Below are 19,698 nucleotides of genomic sequence, written 5' to 3' on the forward strand. Positions count from 1 at the left end.
GGGGACCTCGGCACTAGGGTGCGCCTGTGCTCCGGATCGTCCTGACCGCCGCCGCCGGTGCCGCCGTGGGACCGCTGCTGCACCGGTGCATCGCGGGGTACGCCCGGCCGCCCGCGGCCGTTCTGGTGACCGCGGCCGCGGCCGCGGCGTTCGGGCTGCTGGCCTACCGGTTGCCGGCCGGGCCGGCGCTGGCGGCGTTCTGCTGGGTCGCCGCCCTCGGTGTCGTCCTCGGGTTCGTGGACGCCGCCACGCACCGGCTCCCCGACCGTCTGACGATGGCGGCGTTCGCCGGTGCGCTGCCGCTGCTGGGTGTCCAGGCGCTGCACGGTGACCGGCTCGCCGCGTTCGGCACGGCGGTCCTGTCCGGGCTGGCCCTGTCGGGTTTCTACGCGACGTTGGTCCTCATGAACCCGGCCGGGATGGGCCCCGGGGACGCCAAGCTCGCGCTCAGTCTGGGTACGGTGCTCGGCTGGCTCGGTGGACCCGTCGTCCTGCTCGGGGCGCTGGCCGGACTGGTGCTCGCGGCCGGGTACGCGTTGGTCCTGCTGACCGCCCGCCGGATCTCCCGCGACGAACGGCTGGCCCACGGTCCGTTCATGCTGGTCGGTGCGCTGCTAGCGGTCGTACTGACGGGATGAGCCGGTGCCTAGATCAGGCGCAACTGGCGGTCGCGTGGCCGGCGCGGTTCGTTGCCGCCCAGCCGCTCCAGCAGGCCCGGGTCGATCGCGGACAGGAACGGCGACGGCCCCGTGTCCCGCTCCGAACCGTGCCGGTACCGCCGCGCGGCGTGACTGACGAACAGCCGGTCCTGGGCCCGGGTCAGGCCGACGAAGAACAGCCGGCGCTCCTCGGCGACGTCCTCGTCGGCCGGCGCCGCGCCGGGCAGCCGCAGCGGCAGCAGCCCGTCCTCGCAGCCGACCAGGAAGACCACCGGGAACTCCAGGCCCTTCGCGGCGTGCAGGGTGAGCAGGGTGACCCGGTCGGCCCGGGGGTCCCACGCGTCGACCTCCGCTCCGGTGGCCAGCTCGTGCAGGAACCGCTCCAGGTCGTCGCCGCAGCGGATGGCGAGCGGGGCGAGCAGCTCGATGGCGATGTGGACGTCCTCGGCGCGCAACCCGTTGTCGGCGTCGTCCAGGGCGGGCTGGGCACACCGCTCGGCGAGGAGCTGGCCGACCAGCCGTACCCGGGCCGCGAGCGAACCGGCCAGACCGGTGGCGAAGCGCAGCTCCCGGGCGAGCGCGGCGACGCCGGGCCGGTCGCCGAGCCGGTCGTGCGAGCGCTTCTGTACCGGGATGCCGGCGCGGGACAGCGCGTCGACGATCGGCGCGGCCTGGGAGTCGGTGCGGTACAGCACCGCGATGTCGGAGAACGACAGCGCCGCGCCCGGCGTGGCACGGGCGTCCACCCGGCCGGAGTCCAGCGACCGGTGCGACACGCCGCCGACCAGCGCGTCGACGCCGCGGACGACGAAGTCGGCCTCGTCCGCCACCGACGCCGCGGCGTACACCGTGACCTGCGGCGCGTTGGGATCCACCCGGGCGGGGTCGAGCCGGCGCCCCGGCACGAGGGTCGTCGGGGCGATGGCCTGCACCGCGGCGGCGAGGATCGGTGCGCTAGACCGGTAGTTGCGGGTGAGGCGCACCATCCGGGCGTCGGTGAAGTCGGCGGAGAACCGCAGGAAGAACGACACCTCGGCGCCCCGGAACGAGTAGATCGCCTGGTCCGGGTCGCCGATGGCGTACAGGTTGCCGGCCGGCGGGCTCAGCAGCCGCAACAGCGCGTACTGGGTGGGGTCGACGTCCTGGTACTCGTCAACGAAGATCCACTTCCACCGGTCCCGGTACCGCTCGACCAGCGCCGGGTCGGCCGACAGCAGCGCCACCGGCAGCGACACCAGTTCGTCCAGGTCGACCAGGTCGACCGAGCGCAGCGTCTTCGCGTACTCCTCGCGCAGCGCCTCGTCACCGGGCAGCGCGGCGAACGCCCGCCGGACGTCCCGCTCGGCCGGCGCCGCGCCCAGCCCCGCCGCCTCGGCCACGGCCGCCCGGCGCTCGTCCTCCTCGGCGATCCGGAAGTGCGGGGACAGCCCGAGCGTGGCGGCGTTCTCGCGCAGGATCGACAGGCCCAGGGAGTGGAACGTCGCGACGGTCACGTCCTCGGCGACCGGCCCGAGCAGCCCGTCCAGACGCTGCCGCAGTTCCTCGGCGGCCCGCCGGGTGAACGTGATCGCCAGGCACTGCTCCGGATAGACGCCCAGCTCGGCGCACAGGTACGCGATCCGGTGGGTGAGCGTGCGGGTCTTGCCGGTGCCGGGCCCGGCCACGATCAGCATGGGGCCACCGGGTGCCGAGGCGGCGACCCGCTGCATCGCGTCCAGCCGATCCAGCAGCCCGGTGCCGACCTCCTCCATGCCGGCGAGCATCGGCTCGAACGGCTCGTGGGGGGACGGGGCCGGGGGCGGGAGCGGCGGCGGTGCCGCCTCGCTCTTGCGCTGTTTCGGGGCGGTTCTCTTGGCCTTCGTGCGCTCGCCGTCGGCCGGCTTCGGCTTCGGCCGCTGCTTCGGCACGGGTACGTCGAACAGCGTGTCCTCGGAGCCGGCGCGCAACTCGTCGGGGGTGAAGAGCCGGATGACCCCGTACTCGCCGTCGTAGCCGGCGGTGCGGTGCACCCGGCCGGCGCGCAGCCGGCTGACCGCCTCGCCGAGCAGCTCACCACCGACCCGGCCGATCTCGTCCAGCGGGACGTGGCGCAGGATCGACAGTTCCGGCCCGAGCGCGGCGACGAGCGTGTTGAGCTGGCCGTCGACGGTCTTCGACTTGGCGCCGACGCCGTTGATCTCGCCCAGGATCTCGGCGAGCTGGATCAGGTGCTCGACGGCCGGAGCTCCGTCCGGCCGGAACTCCGAAGGCCGGTCGGCCAACTCCTCGACCCGGTGCAGCACGCCGATGGTGAGCGGCTTTCCGCACTCCGGGCAGCGGCCCCCGGCGTCGCGGCTGCGCGCGGGCTCCCAGTTGACCCCGCAGGCCCGGTGCCCGTCGGCGTGGTACTTGCCCTCTTCCGGGAAGAACTCGATGGTGCCTGCCAGCCCGTTGCCGGTGCGGAGCGCCTCACGTACGGCGAAGTAGTCGAGGTCGGCGCCGAGCAGGGTGGCCTCGCGGGCCAGCGCCGGCGCCGAGTGGGCGTCGGAGTTGGAGACCAGGCGGTACCGGTCGAGGCTGGAGACCCGCCAGTTCATCTCCGGGTCCGACGACAGCCCGGTCTCGACCGCGAAGACGTGGTCGGCCAGGTCGGCGTAGCAGTCGGCGATCGCGTCGAAGCCGGACTTCGAGCCGAGCGCGGAGAACCAGGGCGTCCAGATGTGCGCGGGCACCAGGTACCCGTCCGGGCTGGCCTCGAGGACGAGTTCCAGCAGGTCGCGGGAGTCCAGCCCGAGGATCGGCCGGCCGTCGGCGCCGAGGTTGCCGACGCGGCCCAGCGCGGTGTTGAACCGGCCGACCGCGTCGAGGTCGGGCAGGTAGATCAGGTGGTGGACCTTGCGGGTCCGGTCGCCGCGCTTGTAGATCGTGGAGATCTCCACCGAGAGCATGAACCGCACCGGTACATCCGCGGCGGCCAGCCGCGGCGGCAGCTTTCGCAGGACGTCGGCCTCGCGGTCGGTGCGCAGGCGGTAGAGCCCGGGCTCGGCGGGGACCAGCGACTCGCGGAGGTGGTCGTACCAGGCGGGGTGGGTGAAGTCGCCGGTGCCTAAGAGGGTGATGCCCTTGCGTCGGGCCCACCAGCTCAGCGTGTCGAGGCTGAGGTCACGGCTGCAGGCACGAGAGTACTTGGAGTGGATGTGCAGGTCCGCCACGTACGAGGGCACGAGCCATCCTGTCACAGCGCGTGTCGTACCCGGCAGTCGGCACGCCCTGTCGTCAGGCGGACCGCAGCTCGATCAGGGTGACGTCGGGTGGGGCGCCGACCCGGACCGGTGGCCCCCAGAAGCCCGCTCCGCGGGTGACGTAGAGCTGGGTGTCGCCGAACCGGGCGTACCCGGCGACCACCGGCTGCTGCAGGCGGACCAGGTAGCTGAACGGGAAGATCTGACCGCCGTGGGTGTGCCCGGACAGTTGCAGGTCGACGCCGTGCCGCTGCGCCTCGTGTACCTGGATCGGCTGGTGGGCCATGAGCACGACCGGCCTGGCCCGGTCGCGGTCGGCCAGTGCCCGGTCGTAGTCGGGCGCGTCGCCGTAGGCGCTCCCCGTCACGTCGTTCACGCCGGCGAGGTCGATGCCGTCGATCTCGACGAGCTCGTTGCGCAGCACGGTGAGGCCGAACGACTCGACCTCGGTGATCCACTCCTGGGAGCCGGAGAAGTACTCGTGGTTGCCGGTGACGAAGAACGCCCCGTGCCGGCTGCGCAGCCGTGCCAGCGGCTCGGCGGCGTGGCCCAGTTCGGCGACGCTGCCGTCGACCAGGTCGCCGACGACCGTCACCAGGTCGGCATCGAGCCGGTTGATCGTGTCCACGATGCGCTGGGTGTGGCCCCGGCCCAGCAGCGGCCCGAGATGGATGTCGGAGACGACCGCGATCCGGAATCCGTCCATGCTCCGGGGCAGCTTGCGTAGGGTGATCTGCCGCCGGGCCAGGACCGGCGGGCCCATCGCCGTGTGCACCCCGACCGCCGTCGCGCCGAGCGCCGTCACACCGGTGACCGCGGCCAGCGAGCGGGCCAGGAACAGCCGTCGCGACGGCTCGGGTCCGGCGGTGGTTTCCGGGGGCGCGGCCGGCGCGGTACCGGCGGGGCCGTGGTCGCCGGTCGCGGCCACCACGGCCGGCGCGGGCTCCGTGATCGCCGCGTGCGGCCGGCGCAGCCAGGGGCGCAGCGCGAGGCGGGGGAGCTCCAGGACGAGCAGCGTGCTGAACGCCAGGAACATCACCGACAGCCACAGATAACCCGGCCAGGCAAGCCAGCGCTGCTGCGCCAGCGGAAGTCCCCGGGCCGCCACGGTGGCCACCGGCAGCGCGGCCAGTACGACCGTGACGACGGTGCCGGTGCGGCGCCACCGGCCGGGGGCGGTCACGTCGCGGACCAGGCGGCGCCACAGATACCAGTGGACCAGGCCCACCACCGCGACGACGAGCAGCAGGAAGACACCGACCACGATCAGCCGCCCGCGAACGGTGGGAGGACGTCCACGCGGGCCCCGTCAGGCAACGCGGCCCGCCGGTCGTGGCAGACCACCTCGTCCACCAGGAAGGACGCGACGGCGAGCACCCGGCCCAGGCCGGCGCCGTGCGTGGCTTCGAGCAACCCGAGCAGCTCCTCCACCGTCGCCGCCTCGACCTTCTCCTCCGTGACGCCGGCCGCCGCCCGCGCGCCGGCGAAGTACCGCACCGTGACCATGTGCTCCGATCAGCCCCCGATCGCCGACATGGGTCGGGCGGGCTGGAGGAACGTCGGGTCGTCGATGCCGTGGCCGGCCGGCTTGCCCCACATCGCCGCGCGCCACAGGTCGGCCAGCTCGTCGTCGGACGCACCGGACCGCATCGCCTGGCGCAGGCTGGTCTCCTCCCGGCTGAACAGGCAGGAGCGGACCGCGCCGTCGGCGGTCAGCCGGGTGCGGTCGCAGGCCCGGCAGAACGGCTGGCTGACGCTGGCGATCACGCCGACGCGGGCCGGCGCGCCGTCCGGCGTGGTGTGGCCGGCCACCAGCCAGGTCTCGGCGGGCGCGCCGCCGCGCTCGGCGGGGTCGGGTAGCAGGTCGTAGGCCCGGGTGAGCCGGTCGAGGATCTCGGCGGCGGTGACCATGTGGTCACGCCGCCAGGTGTGGCCGGCGTCGAGCGGCATCTGCTCGATGAAGCGCAGTTCGTACCCGTGCGCGAGCGCGAACGCCAGCAACGGCACCGCCTCGTCGTCGTTGACGCCGCGCATGAGTACTGTATTGATCTTGACGGGGCGCAGCCCCGCGGCCTCGGCGGCGGCGATCCCGGCCAGGGTGTCGGGCAGCCGCCGGCGGTGCGCCAGCCGGACGAAGCGGTCGGGGTCGAGCGTGTCCAGCGAGACGTTGACCCGGTCCAGCCCGGCGGCCGCGAGCGGCCCGGCCAGCCGGTCCAGGCCGATCGCGTTGGTGGTCAGCGACAGGCGAGGGCGCGGGTCCAGCGCCGCGGCGGCCGCGACGATGCCGACCAGGCCCGGGCGCAGCAGCGGCTCACCGCCGGTGAACCGGACCTCACGGACGCCGAGCCGCTCCACCGCCACCCGCACCAGCCGCCCCACCTCGGCGTCGCTCAGCAGGTCGGGCCCCGGCAGCCAGGGCAGCCCCTCCGGCGGCATGCAGTAGGTGCAGCGCAGGTTGCACCGGTCGGTCAGCGACACGCGCAGATCGGTGGCGACGCGCCGGTACCGGTCGATCAGCGCCGCATCGGGGGTCATGGTGGAACGGTACCCCGTGCGTACGACAGCACCGTCGGTCGACCGCGCGCGTGGACCGTCGTCAACCGACCGCGCGGGCGGCGGCCAGCACCGCGGCCCGGTACGCCCCACCGAACAGGGCAGTGTGCACGAGCAGCAGGTACAGCTGGTGCAGTGGCACCCGTTCGCGCCAGCCGGCCGCCAGCGGCCACGCCTCGTCGTAGGCGGCGACGATCCGGTCGGAGTACGGTGCGCCGCCGAACAGCGACAGCAGCGCCAGGTCGGTCTCCCGGTGGCCGCCGTGTGCCGCCGGGTCCACCAGCCACACCCGATCCCCCGACCACAGCAGGTTGCCCGGCCACAGGTCGCCGTGGACGCGGGCCGGCGGCTCGGTGCCCGACTCCCCCGCGTACCCGTCGATGTCGTCAATGATCCGGTCGATCCGGGCCGCGTCGGCGCACGACAGTGCGCCGTTGTCGACCGACCGCCGCAGGTACGGCGCGAGCCGGTGCGCGGCGAACCAGGCCGGCCAGGGCCCCGGCGACGGGTCGTTGGCCAGTGGCAGCGACCCGATGTAGCCGGGCCAGTCGGCGCCGAACGCGGGTGCGCCGGCCCGGTGGAGCGCGGCCAGCTCCCGCCCGAGCCGGTCGGCGGCCTCGGGCCGGGGCTCGGTCGGCTCGACCCATTCCAGCGCCAGCATCCCGGGTAGCTCGGCGATCACCTCGGGTACCGCCACCGCCCCGGCCGCCCGCAGCCAGCGCAGCCCGTGCGCCTCGGCGGCGAAGAAGTCCGGTGGCGCGCCGTCGCGCGACTTCGCGAACACCGACTCCCCGGTGTCGAACGTGAGCCGGCTGGCCGCGCAGATGGAACCGCCCGCGACCGGCGTCTCGCGGATGCGCTGATGGGTCAGGAACGTCGGCAGGTGGTGCGGGTGCTCGCGCAGGTACGCCAGATCCACGCAACCGACGTTACCGGCCCGCCGCCGTCCGTAGGGCGGACCGGGCGTCCGCGTAGCCGTGCAGCACCTCGCGGACCGGGGCGACCACCAGTTCGCGGCCCACCTCCCGGACCGCGGCGTGCAGCCGGGCCTCCACCCGCGCTGCCGCCCGCCGGGCGCCCAACCGGATGAACGGCCGGACCACCACCGACAGCAGCAGGCCGGCGAGCAGGCCGCCCAGCAGTAGAACGGTCGCGAGCGGCACCCGGTCGACCAGCGGGCCGGGCAGTTCGGGCAGGCCGAGGGCGAAGAACACGTACCGGACCGCCAGCCACGCGAGGCCGGCCAGCGCGCAGGCGGCAGCGAGCCACTGCAGCACCCCCACGAAGCGCCACCACGACGGCTGCCGCGCCATCCCGAGGTCGGTGCGCGCGACCGCGGTGTCGAGGGCGTCGGGCAGGTCGTCGGCGCGCGACCGCGCCGCGGCCAGGATCGCGGCCGGCCACGGGTCGGGCAGGCCGGCGCCGGCCCGCTCGCCGAGGGACCGCAGCGCGAGCCCCACCGCGGCGCGCTCGGCCGGCGCCGCCCTGGGCAGCGAGGTCGGTACCGTCGGTTCGGCGGCGGCGGCGGCGACGTCGGCGGGCGACCCGCCCAGCCGCAACCGTCGCAGCGGGTCCGGGCGCAGCCGGCGCAGCCAGCGCGATACCGGCCAGCCCATCGCCCCGACCGCCCGGTGGGTGTACGCGCGGCCGGTGGCGTCCGTGACGACCGGTACCCCCGCGGCGCCGGCGAGCGCGGCGGTCAGCGCCTCGATCGTCTCCCGGTCGACGGTGTGCTCGGCCGCCTCGGGCCCGAGCAACGGCTCCAGGTCGGTGACCACGTCGTCGACGTCGCCGCCGAGCCGCTGCAACGCCGCCTGCCGGCCGGCGACCGTGGTCTCCAGCAGGTCCCGCAGCGGCTGCGGCCCCGGCCGGTCCACCGTCGAGGTGGCGAGCACCGGTACCCCGTCGAGCCCGTCGGCGGTCAGCAGCCGCGTCAGGTCGTCGAGACAGCGCTCGGTGTCGGCCGGCGACAGCCGGTCGGTCTGGTTGAGCACGACCACGGTGATGTCGCGGTGGTGGGCGAAGTGCGACAGGTACCGCTCGTGCACCACCCGGTCGGCGTACTTCTGCGGGTCGAGCACCCAGATCACGAGGTCGACCAGGGCCAGTAGCCGGTCGGACTCGACGCGGTGGGACTCCTCGACCGAGTCGAAGTCGGGCAGGTCGAGCAGGATCAGCCCGCGCAGCTTCCGCTCGTCGTCGCCGTCGAGCGCGCTCTCCCGCCGGAACCGGCGCGACGGCGGTACGCCCAGCCACTCCAGCAGGTCGCCGCTCTGCTCGGCGCCCCACACGCAGGCGTGCGCCACTCCGGTGGTCGGCCGGCGCACGCCGACCTGCGACAGCTGCAGCCGGGCCAGCGCGTTGAACAGGCTGGACTTGCCGCTGCCGGTCGCACCGGCGAGCGCGACGACGGTGTGCTCGCGCGACAGCGTCAGCCGCTCACCGGCACGGTCGACCACGGCGCGGGCCGGGGCCAGGTGCTGCTCGGGCAGGTGCGGCCCGGCGGCGCGCAGGAACCGGCGCAGCGCGTCCACCCGATCGGGGACGTCGGAGCCGGAACCGCGCACGGTGTCCCGGCGCCACGACGTCTCCAGGATCATGGCTGCGCCCCGTTCAGGGTCGGCTGCGGCAGCCCGGTACCCCCCGGCAGCGGCGTGGCCGTCCGAGCGGCCTCCGCGGCGGCCGCCGCCCGGCGCAGCCGGTCGGCGGCGGTCGGGTCGATACCGGCGTTGTCGAGCACGGACAGGAAGTGGTCGGCCTCCGCGGCGAACAGTTCGTGGATGCGGGCCAGCAGGTCCCGCCGTGCCTTGTCGGCCAGGGTACGGATGGCCTGGTCGCCGAAGATCGCTTCGAGCACCTTCTGCGCGGCGACCGTGGTACCGCCGGCCACGGCGATCTCCACGCCGGTCGGGATGAACGAGGTCGCGACGAAGACGCTCACCATCACCAGCAGGCCGGTGGCGTTGACCGCGAAGGCGCCGGCGCGGGCCAACGCGCGCTTGTCGCCGGCCTCCGCGCGTACCAGGTCGAGCACGCCGCGCTGCCAGTCGCGGACCAGCCGTTCGATGCGCTCGGGCAGGTCGCCGGCGGGCGCCGTGGCCCCCGGTTGCGCCGGGCCGTCGGGCGCCGTCGGTTCGCCGGGAGGGATCCGGTCCACCAGCGCCGCGCCGGCCGGGTGGGCCCGCCAGGTGGCGACGACCCGCTCGGCGGCCTCCGCGGCGGCGTCGCGGACCAGGACCACCAGCCCGGAGCCCAGAGCCGCCTGCAGCCGTTGACCCGGCTCGGGCCGCCCGGTCACCATCGCCACCATCCGGTCGCGCGCCCGACCGACCCGCGCCTGCAGGCCACGCATCAGGTCGCCGGTGCCCACCAGATCCTGCCAGCGGGCGAGCACCTCGCCGCGGAGCAGCGCGCCGTCGCGAACACCCTGCTCGACGCCGGCCTCGGCGGCCCGGTACGCGGCGGTGACCCCGGCCGCCAGGGTGTCGGCGGTGTCGACCTGTTCGGTGGCGGCCGCCGCGAGCCGCTCGACCGCGGGGCCCAGCGCGGCGATGGCCCCGTCCACGGTCTGCCGGACGACCGCGGCCCGCGCGGCGGCGGACCTGGCCAGTGCCGCGAACCAGGCCCGCAGTGGCGCGACGATCCGGTCCGTCAGCAGCCCCGCCGGCTCCAGGTCGGTCTCGGGCAGGACGAACAGCGGTGTCCCGCCGAGGTCGGCCGCGCGCAGCATGCCGGTCAGGTGCGGTCCGATCGCGTCGGCGGCGCCCGGCGGTACCCGGTCGAGGACCAGCGCGACGGCGGTGCCCCGATCGCGCGCGGTGCGCAGCAACTCCCACGGCACGGCGTCGGCGTACCGGGCCGCGGTGGTGACGAACAGCCACAGGTCGGCGGCGGCGAGCAGTTGCGCGGCCAGTGCGCGGTTGGCCTCCACGACCGAGTCGATGTCCGGAGCGTCCAGCAGCGCCAGGCCGGGGGTCAGCGACGGGGCCGTGACGACCTGGAGGCTGTCGGTCCCGCTCGGCCGGTCGGTGGTGCGGGCCAGTCCCGGCAGCAGCCGCGCTTCCCCGAACCATGCCGCGTCGTCGGGGTGGCAGACCAGGACGGGTGCCCGCGTGGTCGGGCGGAGTACACCCGCTTCGCTGACGGGTGCCCCGACGAGGCTGTTGACCAGGGTCGACTTGCCGGCGCCGGTCGAGCCGCCGACGACGACCAGCAGCGGTGCGTCCAGCCGGGCGAGCCGGGGGAGCAGGTAGTCGTCAAGCTGTGCCCGGATGGCCGCGGCGGCCGCGGTCGCCCGCTCCGCCTCGGGTAGTACCAGCGGGTACCGGACCCCGGAGATGGTGTCGCGCAGCGCGTTCAAGGCGTCGACCAGGCGGTCCACGCCTTCGGGGTACCCCGCGGTGTCCGGTTCGACCCGGCCGCCGGACCTGGCCGCGGGCACGACGGCGGCCGGCGCGTCCGCCGGCCGTGGCCGACTGGTCTGCGCGAGCGCCGGTTCGCCCTGCGTAGTCACGTGTCAAGCGTGCACGATCACGCCCGGCACAGACAATGCGGGGGTCCCGATGCGTCGATACCTTTGCCTGTTTCCCCCGAGACCGGTCCCCGTCTGTCGTTCAGATCACCAGTTCGCGGCGTAGGTTGCGTGTACGTGGCTCAACTGTGGCATCATTGAGCCCGGTCCACTCAACTTAGACGGGGAAGTCCCCCGGCCACTGGAGGAACGAAGAACATGGCACGTGCGGTCGGCATCGACCTCGGCACCACCAACTCGGTGGTCAGTGTCCTGGAGGGCGGCGAGCCCACCGTCATCGCCAACGCCGAGGGTGCCCGGACGACACCGTCGATCGTCGCCTTCGCCCGCAACGGCGAGGTGCTCGTCGGCGAGGTCGCGAAGCGTCAGGCGGTGACCAACCCCGACCGGACCATCCGCTCCGTCAAGCGCGAGATGGGTAGCAACTGGTCGATCGACATCGACGGCAAGAAGTACACCCCGCAGGAGATCTCCGCTCGGGTGCTGATGAAGCTGAAGCGCGACGCCGAGTCATACCTCGGTGAGCAGATCACCGACGCGGTGATCACCGTCCCGGCGTACTTCAACGACTCCCAGCGCACGGCCACCAAGGAGGCCGGCGAGATCGCCGGCTTCAACGTGCTGCGCATCGTCAACGAGCCCACCGCGGCCGCGCTGGCGTACGGGCTGGACAAGGGCTCCAAGGAGCAGACGGTCCTGGTCTTCGACCTGGGCGGTGGCACCTTCGACGTCTCGCTGCTGGAGCTCGGCGAGGGGGTCATCGAGGTCAAGTCGACCGCCGGTAACAACCACCTCGGCGGCGACGACTGGGACGAGCGCATCATCGACCACCTGGTCAAGACGTTCCGCGGCCAGCACGGCATCGATCTGTCCCAGGACAAGATGGCGATGCAGCGGCTGAAGGAGGCGGCCGAGAAGGCCAAGATCGAGCTGTCCGCCGCGACCACGACCAGCATCAACCTGCCCTACATCACCGCCGGCCCGGCCGGCCCGCTGCACCTGGACACCCAGCTCACCCGCGCCGAGTTCCAGCGGATGACGCAGGACCTGCTGGACGCCTGCAAGGGCCCGTTCGAGCAGGCGATCAAGGACGCAGGGATCAAGATCGGCGACGTCGACCACGTCATCCTGGTCGGTGGCTCCACCCGGATGCCCGCCGTCTCCGACCTGGTGAAGTCGCTGACCGGCAAGGAGCCCAACAAGGGCGTCAACCCGGACGAGGTCGTGGCCGTCGGTGCCGCGCTGCAGGCCGGCGTGCTCAAGGGCGAGGTCAAGGACGTCCTGCTGCTCGACGTCACGCCGCTGTCGCTCGGTATCGAGACCAAGGGTGGCATCTTCACCAAGCTCATCGAGCGCAACACCACGATCCCGACCAAGCGTTCGGAGATCTTCACGACCGCCGACGACAACCAGCCGTCCGTGCTCATCCAGGTGTTCCAGGGCGAGCGCGACATCGCGGCCTACAACAAGAAGCTCGGCACCTTCGAGCTGACCGGTCTGCCGCCGGCGCCGCGCGGCGTGCCGCAGATCGAGGTCACCTTCGACATCGACGCCAACGGCATCGTGCACGTCTCGGCGAAGGACCTGGGCACCGGCAAGGAGCAGTCGATGACCATCACCGGTGGCTCGGCCCTGCCCAAGGACGACATCGAGCGGATGATGCGCGACGCCCAGGAGCACGCCGACGACGACAAGCGGCGCAAGGAGGAGGCGGAGACCCGCAACCTCGCCGAGGCGCTGCAGTGGCAGACCGAGAAGTTCCTGGCCGAGAGCGGCGACAAGCTGCCGTCCGACGTGAAGGACGAGATCAACGAGGCGCTCGGCGAGCTGCGTGGCGCGCTGGGCGGCTCCGACATCGAGAAGATCAAGCAGGCCCAGGAGAAGCTCGCCACCGTATCGCAGAAGGCCGGCACCGCGCTGTACGAGCAGCAGGGGGCGGCCGGTGCGGACGCCGGCGCGGGTGCCGGAACGGCCGGCGGCGCGGGCGCGCAGGCCGGTAAGGACGACGTCGTGGACGCCGAGATCGTCGACGAGGACGACAAGCGGTGACCGAGGGTCCCCGCCACACCGACCAGGGTTCCCGGCCCGGCGCGACCTCGTCGCGCCGGCCGGGCGCCGGTGAATCCGGCCGGCACGCCGCGGACGGGCCGCAGGAGGCGGAACGGGTCGTCATTCGGGACAAACGGAAGATCAAATTGTCTGACGGAAAGCACACGAAGAGTACGACCACGCCCGACGGCGAGACGCCGGTCGACGACGTCCGGCCGACCGTGGCCGAGGCGCAGCCGCCAGCCGGCGAGCCCGTCGGAGCCACGACGGCGGCCGAACCGGCCGAGCCGGGTGGCGGGCCGGCCGACCAGGGCCGGCCGTTCAGCGCCGAGTTGGAGTCGCTGCGGGCCGAGCTCGACGAGCGGACGCGGGACCTGCAGCGGGTCAGTGCCGAGTTCGCCAACTACCGCAAGCGGGTCGAGCGGGACCGCGCGCTGGTGGGGGAGCAGGCGACCGGCAACCTGCTGACCGCGCTGCTGCCCGTGCTCGACGACCTGGACCGGGCCCGTGACCACGGTGACCTGGTCGGGCCGTTCGGTTCCGTCGCCGACCAGTTGACCGCCGTGCTGTCGAAGTTCGGGCTCACCCCGTTCGGGTCGAAGGGCGACCCGTTCGACCCGAACCGGCACGAGGCCGTCGCCCACCAGACCTCGCCCGAGGTGACCGAGCCGACCTGCGTGGACGTCATGCGGCGTGGTTACCTGCAGGGCGAGCGGCTGCTGCGCCCAGCGCTGGTCGCGGTCGCCGACCCCGAGTGATCAGACATCTCGCCGGTCGCGGGGGGCCGAGGGGGGGGGCCCCCGCGGGCGGGCCCCCGCGACCGGGGATCACTTCAACCAGGAGGCACCCGGTGAGTTCCAAGGACTGGCTGGAGAAGGACTTCTACGCCGTCCTCGGCGTCGCCAAGTCGGCCTCCACCGACGAGATCAAGAAGGCCTACCGCAGGCTGGCCCGTGAGCTGCACCCGGACCACAACCCGGGTGACAAGAAGGCCGAGGAGCGCTTCAAGGACGTCTCCGAGGCGTACGGCGTCCTCTCCGACGAGCGCAAGCGCAAGGAGTACGACGAGATGCGCGCCCTGTTCGGGTCGGGCGCGTTCCGTCGCAGCGCCCGGGCCGGAGCCGGTGGCGGTGGGGGCGTGCCGTTCGACCTGTCCGACCTGTTCGGCGGCGCCGGGGCGGGGCCGACGGCGGGCGCCGGTGACCGCCGGTTCGGTGGTACGGGCTTCTCCGACCTGTTCAGCTCGATCTTCACCGGCGGCGGGGGTGGCGCCGGCCGCCGCGGTGCCAACCGCGGGCGCGACGTCGAGGCCGAGGTGACGCTGTCGTTCGCCGACGCGGTGCGGGGCGTGACCATGCCACTGACGCTGCGGACGCCGGGCGTCTGCGAGACCTGCCGCGGCAGCGGTGCGGCCGCCGGCAGCTCCCCGCGCCAGTGCCCAGCCTGCCACGGCTCCGGGCTGGTCACCAGCAATCAGGGCGCGTTCAGCTTCTCCGAGCCGTGCCGGGAGTGCCAGGGCGTCGGCACCGTCGTCGAGGAGAAGTGCCCCGACTGCCGCGGTACCGGTGGGGTCACCAAGACCCGTACGCTCAACGTCCGCATCCCCGCCGGCGTCGACGACGGCCAGCGCATCCGGCTGTCCGGCCGGGGTGAGCCGGGTGAGCGCGGCGGCCCCGCCGGCGACCTGTACGTGCTGATCCGGGTCAAGCCGGACGATCTCTTCCAGCGCACGGGCGACGACCTCGCGCTGACCGTGCCGGTCACGTTCGCGGAGGCGGTGTTCGGCACCGACCTGCGCGTGCCGACGATGGACGGCGCGGTGACCGTACGGGTGCCGCCGGGCACGCCGGCCGGGCGCACCCTACGGGTCCGCGGCAAGGGCGTCACCACGCGTACCGGGTTGACCGGTGACCTGCTCGTCACGGTCGACGTCCAGGTCCCCAAGGACCTGTCCGAGCAGGCCCGGAAGGCGCTGCAGGAGTTCGCCGACGCGGCTCCGCCCGCGCCGCGCGAGCGCCTCGAGGCCGCCGTTCGCCGGATGACCGGAGGGAGCAGGTCATGACCGAACAGATCGACCAGATCGTGATCGGTATCGAGTCCGACGACAAGGTGCTGTTGATCTCGGTGGCCGCCCGGATGGCGGGCATGCACCCGCAGACGCTGCGCCAGTACGACCGGTTGGGGCTGGTGCAGCCCGGTCGGTCGTCGGGCGGTGGCCGGCGGTACAGCCCGCGCGACGTTGCGCTGCTGCGGGAGATCCAGCGGCTCAGCCAGGAGGACGGGGTCAACCTGGCCGGGATCAAGCGGATCATCGGCTTGGAGCAGCTCGTCGTCGACCTGCAGGAGCGGCTGGCCGAAGCCCAGGCGGAGCTGGCCGAGGCGCGGCAGCGGATCGCGGAGCTGGAGGCGACCAGGTTCTCGCGCGGCGAGCTGGTGCCGACCTCGTACACCCAGACGGCGCTGGTCGTGTGGCGCCCGCGCCGCCCGGCGGGCGGGCAGTAGGCGCGGTCACCCGCACCGGCCCGGCACCCGCGGCCGGGTCAGCCGATGCGGCGGGGATTGCGGACCAGACCGCCCTCACACCAGTCGTGGTAGTCGAACAGCTCCGGCCGGGTCAGCAGCATCCGGACGTTGTGCGCCCAGACCACGAGCATCTCGTCGCCGCCGTGCTCGGCGCTCTCGACGAACTTGCGCAGCCGGCGGCGTGGGTGCGCGCGGAAGTTGGTGCGTACGCCGTCGGCAGCGTAGATGTACAGGCAGTGCAGGGCGAACCGGCGAGACGGACAGGACGTGTCGCCGGCGAGCTCGAAGAGCGTGCCGATGAGCCGGTCACTGGAGACGAGCAGGTCCCAGTCGGGCGGCAGGGTGTGGAGCAGCGCCGCGTCGGGGTGGTAGGCCCAGGCGCGAAGCTCTACCGGGGTGGGATCGACAGAGTTCGCGAAACCGCGAAACGTCGCTGGTTGCACACTCACTGCTATCTCCTGTGGCCAGTCTGATTCCGCGCGTCCTGGCAGGATCCGCGTCACCGTAGCCGGTCGGTGCCTGTCTACGGAAGGGCTGACCAGCAACGACTTCGCCATTCGGACACCGGCTGCGCATGATCGGGCGGTGAGGGACACCGGTCCGCGCCGGTATGGTCCTGGTGTGACCGGTGACCTTGCCCCCCAGAACCCAGAACTGCGCATGTCGGACGCTGACCGGGAACGCGTGGTCGGGTGGCTCAACACCGCTCTCGCCGAGGGGCGGCTGACTCTGGCGGAGTTCGAGGAGCGTGTCGACGCGGTCCTGCGGGCCAGGACGTACCGCGAGGTGGAGCCGCACCTGGCCGACCTGCCGGTCGGCGTGACGCCGGCCGCGCGGCCGGCCCGGGACGTCACCGAGTTGCGCAACGTCGCCTCGAGCATCACGCGTCGCGGGCGCTGGCCCGTCCCGCGCCGCCTCGTCGTGCGCAACAAGGCGGGCTCGGTCAAGCTCAACTTCGCCGAGGCCGTGATCGACCACCCCGTCGTGGAGATCGACCTGGACGTCATGGCCGGCTCGACCCTGCTGATCCTCCCCGACGGTGCGACGGCCGACGTCGACGACGTGCAGATGGTGGCCGGTAGCGCGAAGTCGACGGTGCCGACGGGGTACGACCTGCCCGGCGGGCGGCCGCACTTCGTGGTGACCGGTTCGCAGAAGGCCGGCAGCCTGAAGGTGCGCTACCGGTACCGCTTCCTCCGCTGGCGCTGGTAGTACCGCCGGTCTGCTGTCGGCAGCACACCGGCTCCCCCTGCGGCACCGCGGTCGCGGTCGCCGTCACCGCGCCGTACCCGCTGCGCGGGAATGTCTGCGCGGGGATGGCGTGTGCCCTCTGGGTGGACTGGCGTGGGTGTCCGCTGACCGGGTGACGCGTACCCACTGACCTGGGGGTGACGTGTGTCCGTTCTCATGGCGGACGGAAAGTTGAGTTGGATAGACTCAAGTCCGAACGTGGCACCCTGACGAAGCCCGAGGAGCCGATGAACGCCGAACGTCTGACCACCAAGAGTCGTGAGGTCATCAAGGCGGCTGTCGATATCGCCGCCACCCGCGGCCACGCCACGGTCGAGTCGTGGCACCTGCTGCTCGCCCTGCTGGACACCGGGGGCTCCACCGCCGCCGCGCTGCTGCGGGCGGTCGGCGCGAACCCCGCCGATGTACGCCGTGAGGCCGTTCGCGCGGTCGAGAAGCTGCCCTCCGCCCGGGGTTCCTCCGTGGCCGAGCCCAGCGTCTCGCGCGAGTTCGCCAACGCCGTCGGGTCGGCCGAACAGATCGCCCGGCCGCTGGGCGACGAGTACGTGTCGACCGAGCACCTGCTCGCCGGGCTGGCCCGGGTCGGCGGCGCGGTCGGCGACCTGCTGCGCCGCGCCGGTGCCACGGAAGACAGCCTGGTCGCCGCGTTCCCCCAGGTGCGGGGCGGTGACCGGCGGGTCACCAGCGCCGATCCCGAGGAGACGTACCAGGCCCTGGCGAAGTACGGCGTCGACCTGACCGAGCGGGCGCGTGACGGCAAGATCGATCCGGTCATCGGGCGCGACTCCGAGATCCGCCGGGTCATCCAGGTGCTCTCCCGGCGTACCAAGAACAACCCGGTTCTCATCGGCGAGCCCGGCGTGGGCAAGACCGCCATCGTCGAGGGACTGGCCCAGCGGATCGTCGCCGGCGACGTGCCGGAGTCGCTGCGCGACAAGCGGCTGGTCTCGCTCGACCTCGCTGCCATGGTCGCCGGTGCGCAGTTCCGGGGCCAGTTCGAGGAGCGGCTCAAGAGCGTCCTGGAGGAGATCAAGAACTCCAACGGCAAGGTCATCACGTTCCTCGACGAGTTGCACACCATCGTCGGTGCCGGCAAGGCCGAGGGCTCGATGGACGCCGGCAACATGCTCAAGCCGATGCTCGCCCGCGGCGAGCTGCGCATGGTCGGTGCCACCACGCTCGACGAGTACCGCGAGCACATCGAGGCCGACCCGGCGCTGGAGCGGCGCTTCCAGCCGGTCCTGGTCGGCGAGCCGAGCGTCGAGGACACCATCGGCATCCTGCGGGGCCTCAAGGAGCGCTACGAGGTGCACCACGGCGTGCGGATCACCGACGGCGCCCTGGTCGCGGCGGCCGCGCTGTCCGACCGGTACATCACCGACCGGTTTCTGCCGGACAAGGCCATCGACCTGATCGACGAGGCCGCGTCCCGGCTCCGGATGGAGATCGACTCGCGGCCGACCGAGGTCGACGAGATCCAGCGGGCCGTCGACCGGCTGGCGATCGAGGAGATGGCCCTGGCCAAGGAGCCGGACCCGGCGAGCGCCCAGCGGCTGGAGAAGCTGCGCGCCGAGCTGGCCGACCGGCGCGAGCAGCTGACCGCGCTGACCGAGCGGTGGCAGTTCGAGAAGCAGCACATCGCCGCGATCTCCTCGACCAAGGAGGAGCTGGAGCGGCTGCGCGGCGAGGCCGAGCGCGCCGAGCGCGACGCCGAGCTCGAGCGCGCGGCCGAGCTGCGGTACGCCCGCATCCCGGAGCTGGAGCGCCGGCTGGCCAACGCCGAGGCGGAGCTGGCGGCGCTCCAGGACGACGGGGCGATGCTCAAGGAGGAGGTCGGCGCCGACGACATCGCGACCGTCGTCGGGTCGTGGACCGGTATCCCCGCCGGCCGCCTGCTCGAGGGCGAGACCGCCAAGCTGCTGCGCATGGAGGACTCGCTGCGCTCACGGGTGGTCGGCCAGGACGAGGCCGTCGCGGCGGTCTCCGACGCGGTACGGCGGGCCCGCGCCGGCATCGCCGACCCTGACCGCCCGACCGGGTCGTTCCTGTTCCTCGGCCCGACCGGGGTCGGTAAGACCGAGCTGGCCAAGGCCCTCGCCGAGTTCCTGTTCGACGACGAGCGGGCCATGGTACGCATCGACATGAGCGAGTACGCCGAGAAGCACTCGGTGGCCCGCCTGCTCGGTGCCCCGCCCGGCTACGTGGGGTACGAGGAGGGCGGCCAGCTCACCGAGGCGGTGCGCCGCCGGCCGTACTCGGTGATCCTGCTCGACGAGGTCGAGAAGGCCCACCCCGACGTGTTCGACGTGCTGCTGCAGGTACTCGACGACGGCCGGCTCACCGACGGCCAGGGCCGTACGGTCGACTTCCGCAACGCGATCCTGGTACTCACCTCGAACCTCGGTTCCCAGGTCATCGCCGATCCGACCCTCACTGAGGAGCAGCGCCGCGACGCGGTCATGGCGGTGGTCAGGAGCCACTTCAAGCCCGAGTTCCTCAACCGCCTCGACGACATCGTGGTCTTCGCCGCCCTCGCCGGCGACCACCTGAAGTCGATCGTCGACATCCAGCTCGACCGGCTGGCCCGGCGGTTGGCCGACCGCCGGCTGGAACTGGAGGTGTCCGACCCGGCCCGTGACTGGCTGGCCAGTAACGGGTATGACCCGGTGTACGGTGCCCGGCCGCTGCGCCGGCTGATCCAGACCGCGATCGGCGACCAGTTGGCGAAGGCGCTGCTGGGTGGCGAGGTTCGCGACGGCGATCGGGTCGTGGTGGACCTGGCTGACGACAAGAGGTCGTTGACGGTCCGCGCGGCGTGACCGGTTCCACCGATCTTGGACACGTGGCGGTGCCACGCGCCCGTCAACCGACCGGTCCGGGCCGCCCGGCGGAGCCCGCGGCCGGACCGGTC

Annotated in this window: 15 protein-coding genes; 7 read left to right on the forward strand and 8 right to left on the reverse strand. The window is 73.2% G+C overall.

Going from position 1 to position 19,698, the window contains the following annotated elements; all coding sequences use genetic code 11:
* Positions 1-26: 26 nt before the first annotated feature.
* The gene (locus tag ACNTMW_RS10925; RefSeq protein ID WP_426633320.1) at positions 27-638 is read left to right on the forward strand and encodes a prepilin peptidase; all 612 of its coding nucleotides are present in this window, start codon (positions 27-29) and stop codon (positions 636-638) included.
* An 8-nt stretch (positions 639-646) separates the two neighbouring features.
* Here ACNTMW_RS10925 and ACNTMW_RS10930 read toward each other — a convergent pair whose 3' ends face one another.
* The 7 genes from ACNTMW_RS10930 to ACNTMW_RS10960 form a co-directional block, all read right to left on the reverse strand.
* Positions 647-3,898, reverse strand: coding sequence for a UvrD-helicase domain-containing protein (locus ACNTMW_RS10930; RefSeq protein ID WP_426633450.1), 3,252 nt, complete (start codon positions 3,896-3,898; stop codon positions 647-649).
* 16 nt (positions 3,899-3,914) lie between these two features.
* Entirely contained in the window at positions 3,915-5,150 is a 1,236-nt protein-coding gene (locus ACNTMW_RS10935; RefSeq protein ID WP_426633451.1) for a metallophosphoesterase, read from the reverse strand.
* Entirely contained in the window at positions 5,147-5,386 is a 240-nt protein-coding gene (locus tag ACNTMW_RS10940) for a MoaD/ThiS family protein (RefSeq protein WP_426633321.1), read from the reverse strand. Before ACNTMW_RS10940 ends, ACNTMW_RS10935 begins: the two co-directional genes overlap by 4 nt.
* A gap of 9 nt (positions 5,387-5,395) precedes the next feature.
* On the reverse strand, positions 5,396-6,415 hold the full coding sequence (gene moaA, locus ACNTMW_RS10945; protein WP_426633322.1) for a GTP 3',8-cyclase MoaA: 1,020 nt from the start codon (positions 6,413-6,415) through the stop codon (positions 5,396-5,398).
* A 61-nt stretch (positions 6,416-6,476) separates the two neighbouring features.
* A complete protein-coding gene (locus tag ACNTMW_RS10950; protein ID WP_426633323.1) occupies positions 6,477-7,352 on the reverse strand; it encodes a fructosamine kinase family protein in 876 nt (291 codons plus the stop codon).
* Positions 7,353-7,362: 10 nt separating this feature from the next.
* The gene (locus ACNTMW_RS10955; protein ID WP_426633324.1) at positions 7,363-9,033 is read right to left on the reverse strand and encodes a GTPase; all 1,671 of its coding nucleotides are present in this window, start codon (positions 9,031-9,033) and stop codon (positions 7,363-7,365) included.
* Entirely contained in the window at positions 9,030-10,946 is a 1,917-nt protein-coding gene (locus tag ACNTMW_RS10960) for an ABC transporter (protein WP_426633325.1), read from the reverse strand. The genes ACNTMW_RS10955 and ACNTMW_RS10960 overlap by 4 nt, the downstream gene beginning before the upstream one ends.
* A gap of 216 nt (positions 10,947-11,162) precedes the next feature.
* Between ACNTMW_RS10960 and dnaK the strand changes: the two genes are divergently transcribed.
* The 4 genes from dnaK (at position 11,163) to ACNTMW_RS10980 (ending at position 15,515) form a co-directional block, all read left to right on the forward strand.
* Entirely contained in the window at positions 11,163-13,013 is a 1,851-nt protein-coding gene (gene dnaK, locus ACNTMW_RS10965) for a molecular chaperone DnaK (protein WP_426633326.1), read from the forward strand.
* Positions 13,010-13,771 carry a nucleotide exchange factor GrpE gene (locus ACNTMW_RS10970; RefSeq protein ID WP_426633327.1) on the forward strand — a complete coding sequence of 254 codons (762 nt, stop codon included), beginning with the start codon at positions 13,010-13,012 and terminating at the stop codon, positions 13,769-13,771. Before dnaK ends, ACNTMW_RS10970 begins: the two co-directional genes overlap by 4 nt.
* Before the next feature lie 92 nt (positions 13,772-13,863).
* Positions 13,864-15,075, forward strand: coding sequence for a molecular chaperone DnaJ (gene dnaJ, locus ACNTMW_RS10975; protein ID WP_426633328.1), 1,212 nt, complete (start codon positions 13,864-13,866; stop codon positions 15,073-15,075).
* The gene (locus ACNTMW_RS10980; protein ID WP_426633329.1) at positions 15,072-15,515 is read left to right on the forward strand and encodes a heat shock protein transcriptional repressor HspR; all 444 of its coding nucleotides are present in this window, start codon (positions 15,072-15,074) and stop codon (positions 15,513-15,515) included. Before dnaJ ends, ACNTMW_RS10980 begins: the two co-directional genes overlap by 4 nt.
* 38 nt (positions 15,516-15,553) lie before the next feature.
* On the opposite strand, the gene ACNTMW_RS10985 is transcribed toward ACNTMW_RS10980, so the two are convergent.
* Positions 15,554-15,985, reverse strand: coding sequence for a hypothetical protein (locus tag ACNTMW_RS10985; protein ID WP_426633330.1), 432 nt, complete (start codon positions 15,983-15,985; stop codon positions 15,554-15,556).
* Between the two features lie 211 nt (positions 15,986-16,196).
* Between ACNTMW_RS10985 and ACNTMW_RS10990 the strand changes: the two genes are divergently transcribed.
* Both ACNTMW_RS10990 and clpB read left to right on the forward strand, forming a co-directional pair.
* Positions 16,197-16,748, forward strand: coding sequence for a DUF1707 SHOCT-like domain-containing protein (locus ACNTMW_RS10990; RefSeq protein WP_426633331.1), 552 nt, complete (start codon positions 16,197-16,199; stop codon positions 16,746-16,748).
* A 266-nt stretch (positions 16,749-17,014) separates the two neighbouring features.
* Positions 17,015-19,606 carry an ATP-dependent chaperone ClpB gene (gene clpB / locus ACNTMW_RS10995; protein WP_426633332.1) on the forward strand — a complete coding sequence of 864 codons (2,592 nt, stop codon included), beginning with the start codon at positions 17,015-17,017 and terminating at the stop codon, positions 19,604-19,606.
* Positions 19,607-19,698: the final 92 nt, after the last annotated feature.

The organism is Planosporangium spinosum, assembly GCF_049999945.1.
Classification (GTDB): Bacteria; Actinomycetota; Actinomycetes; order Mycobacteriales; family Micromonosporaceae; genus Planosporangium; species Planosporangium spinosum.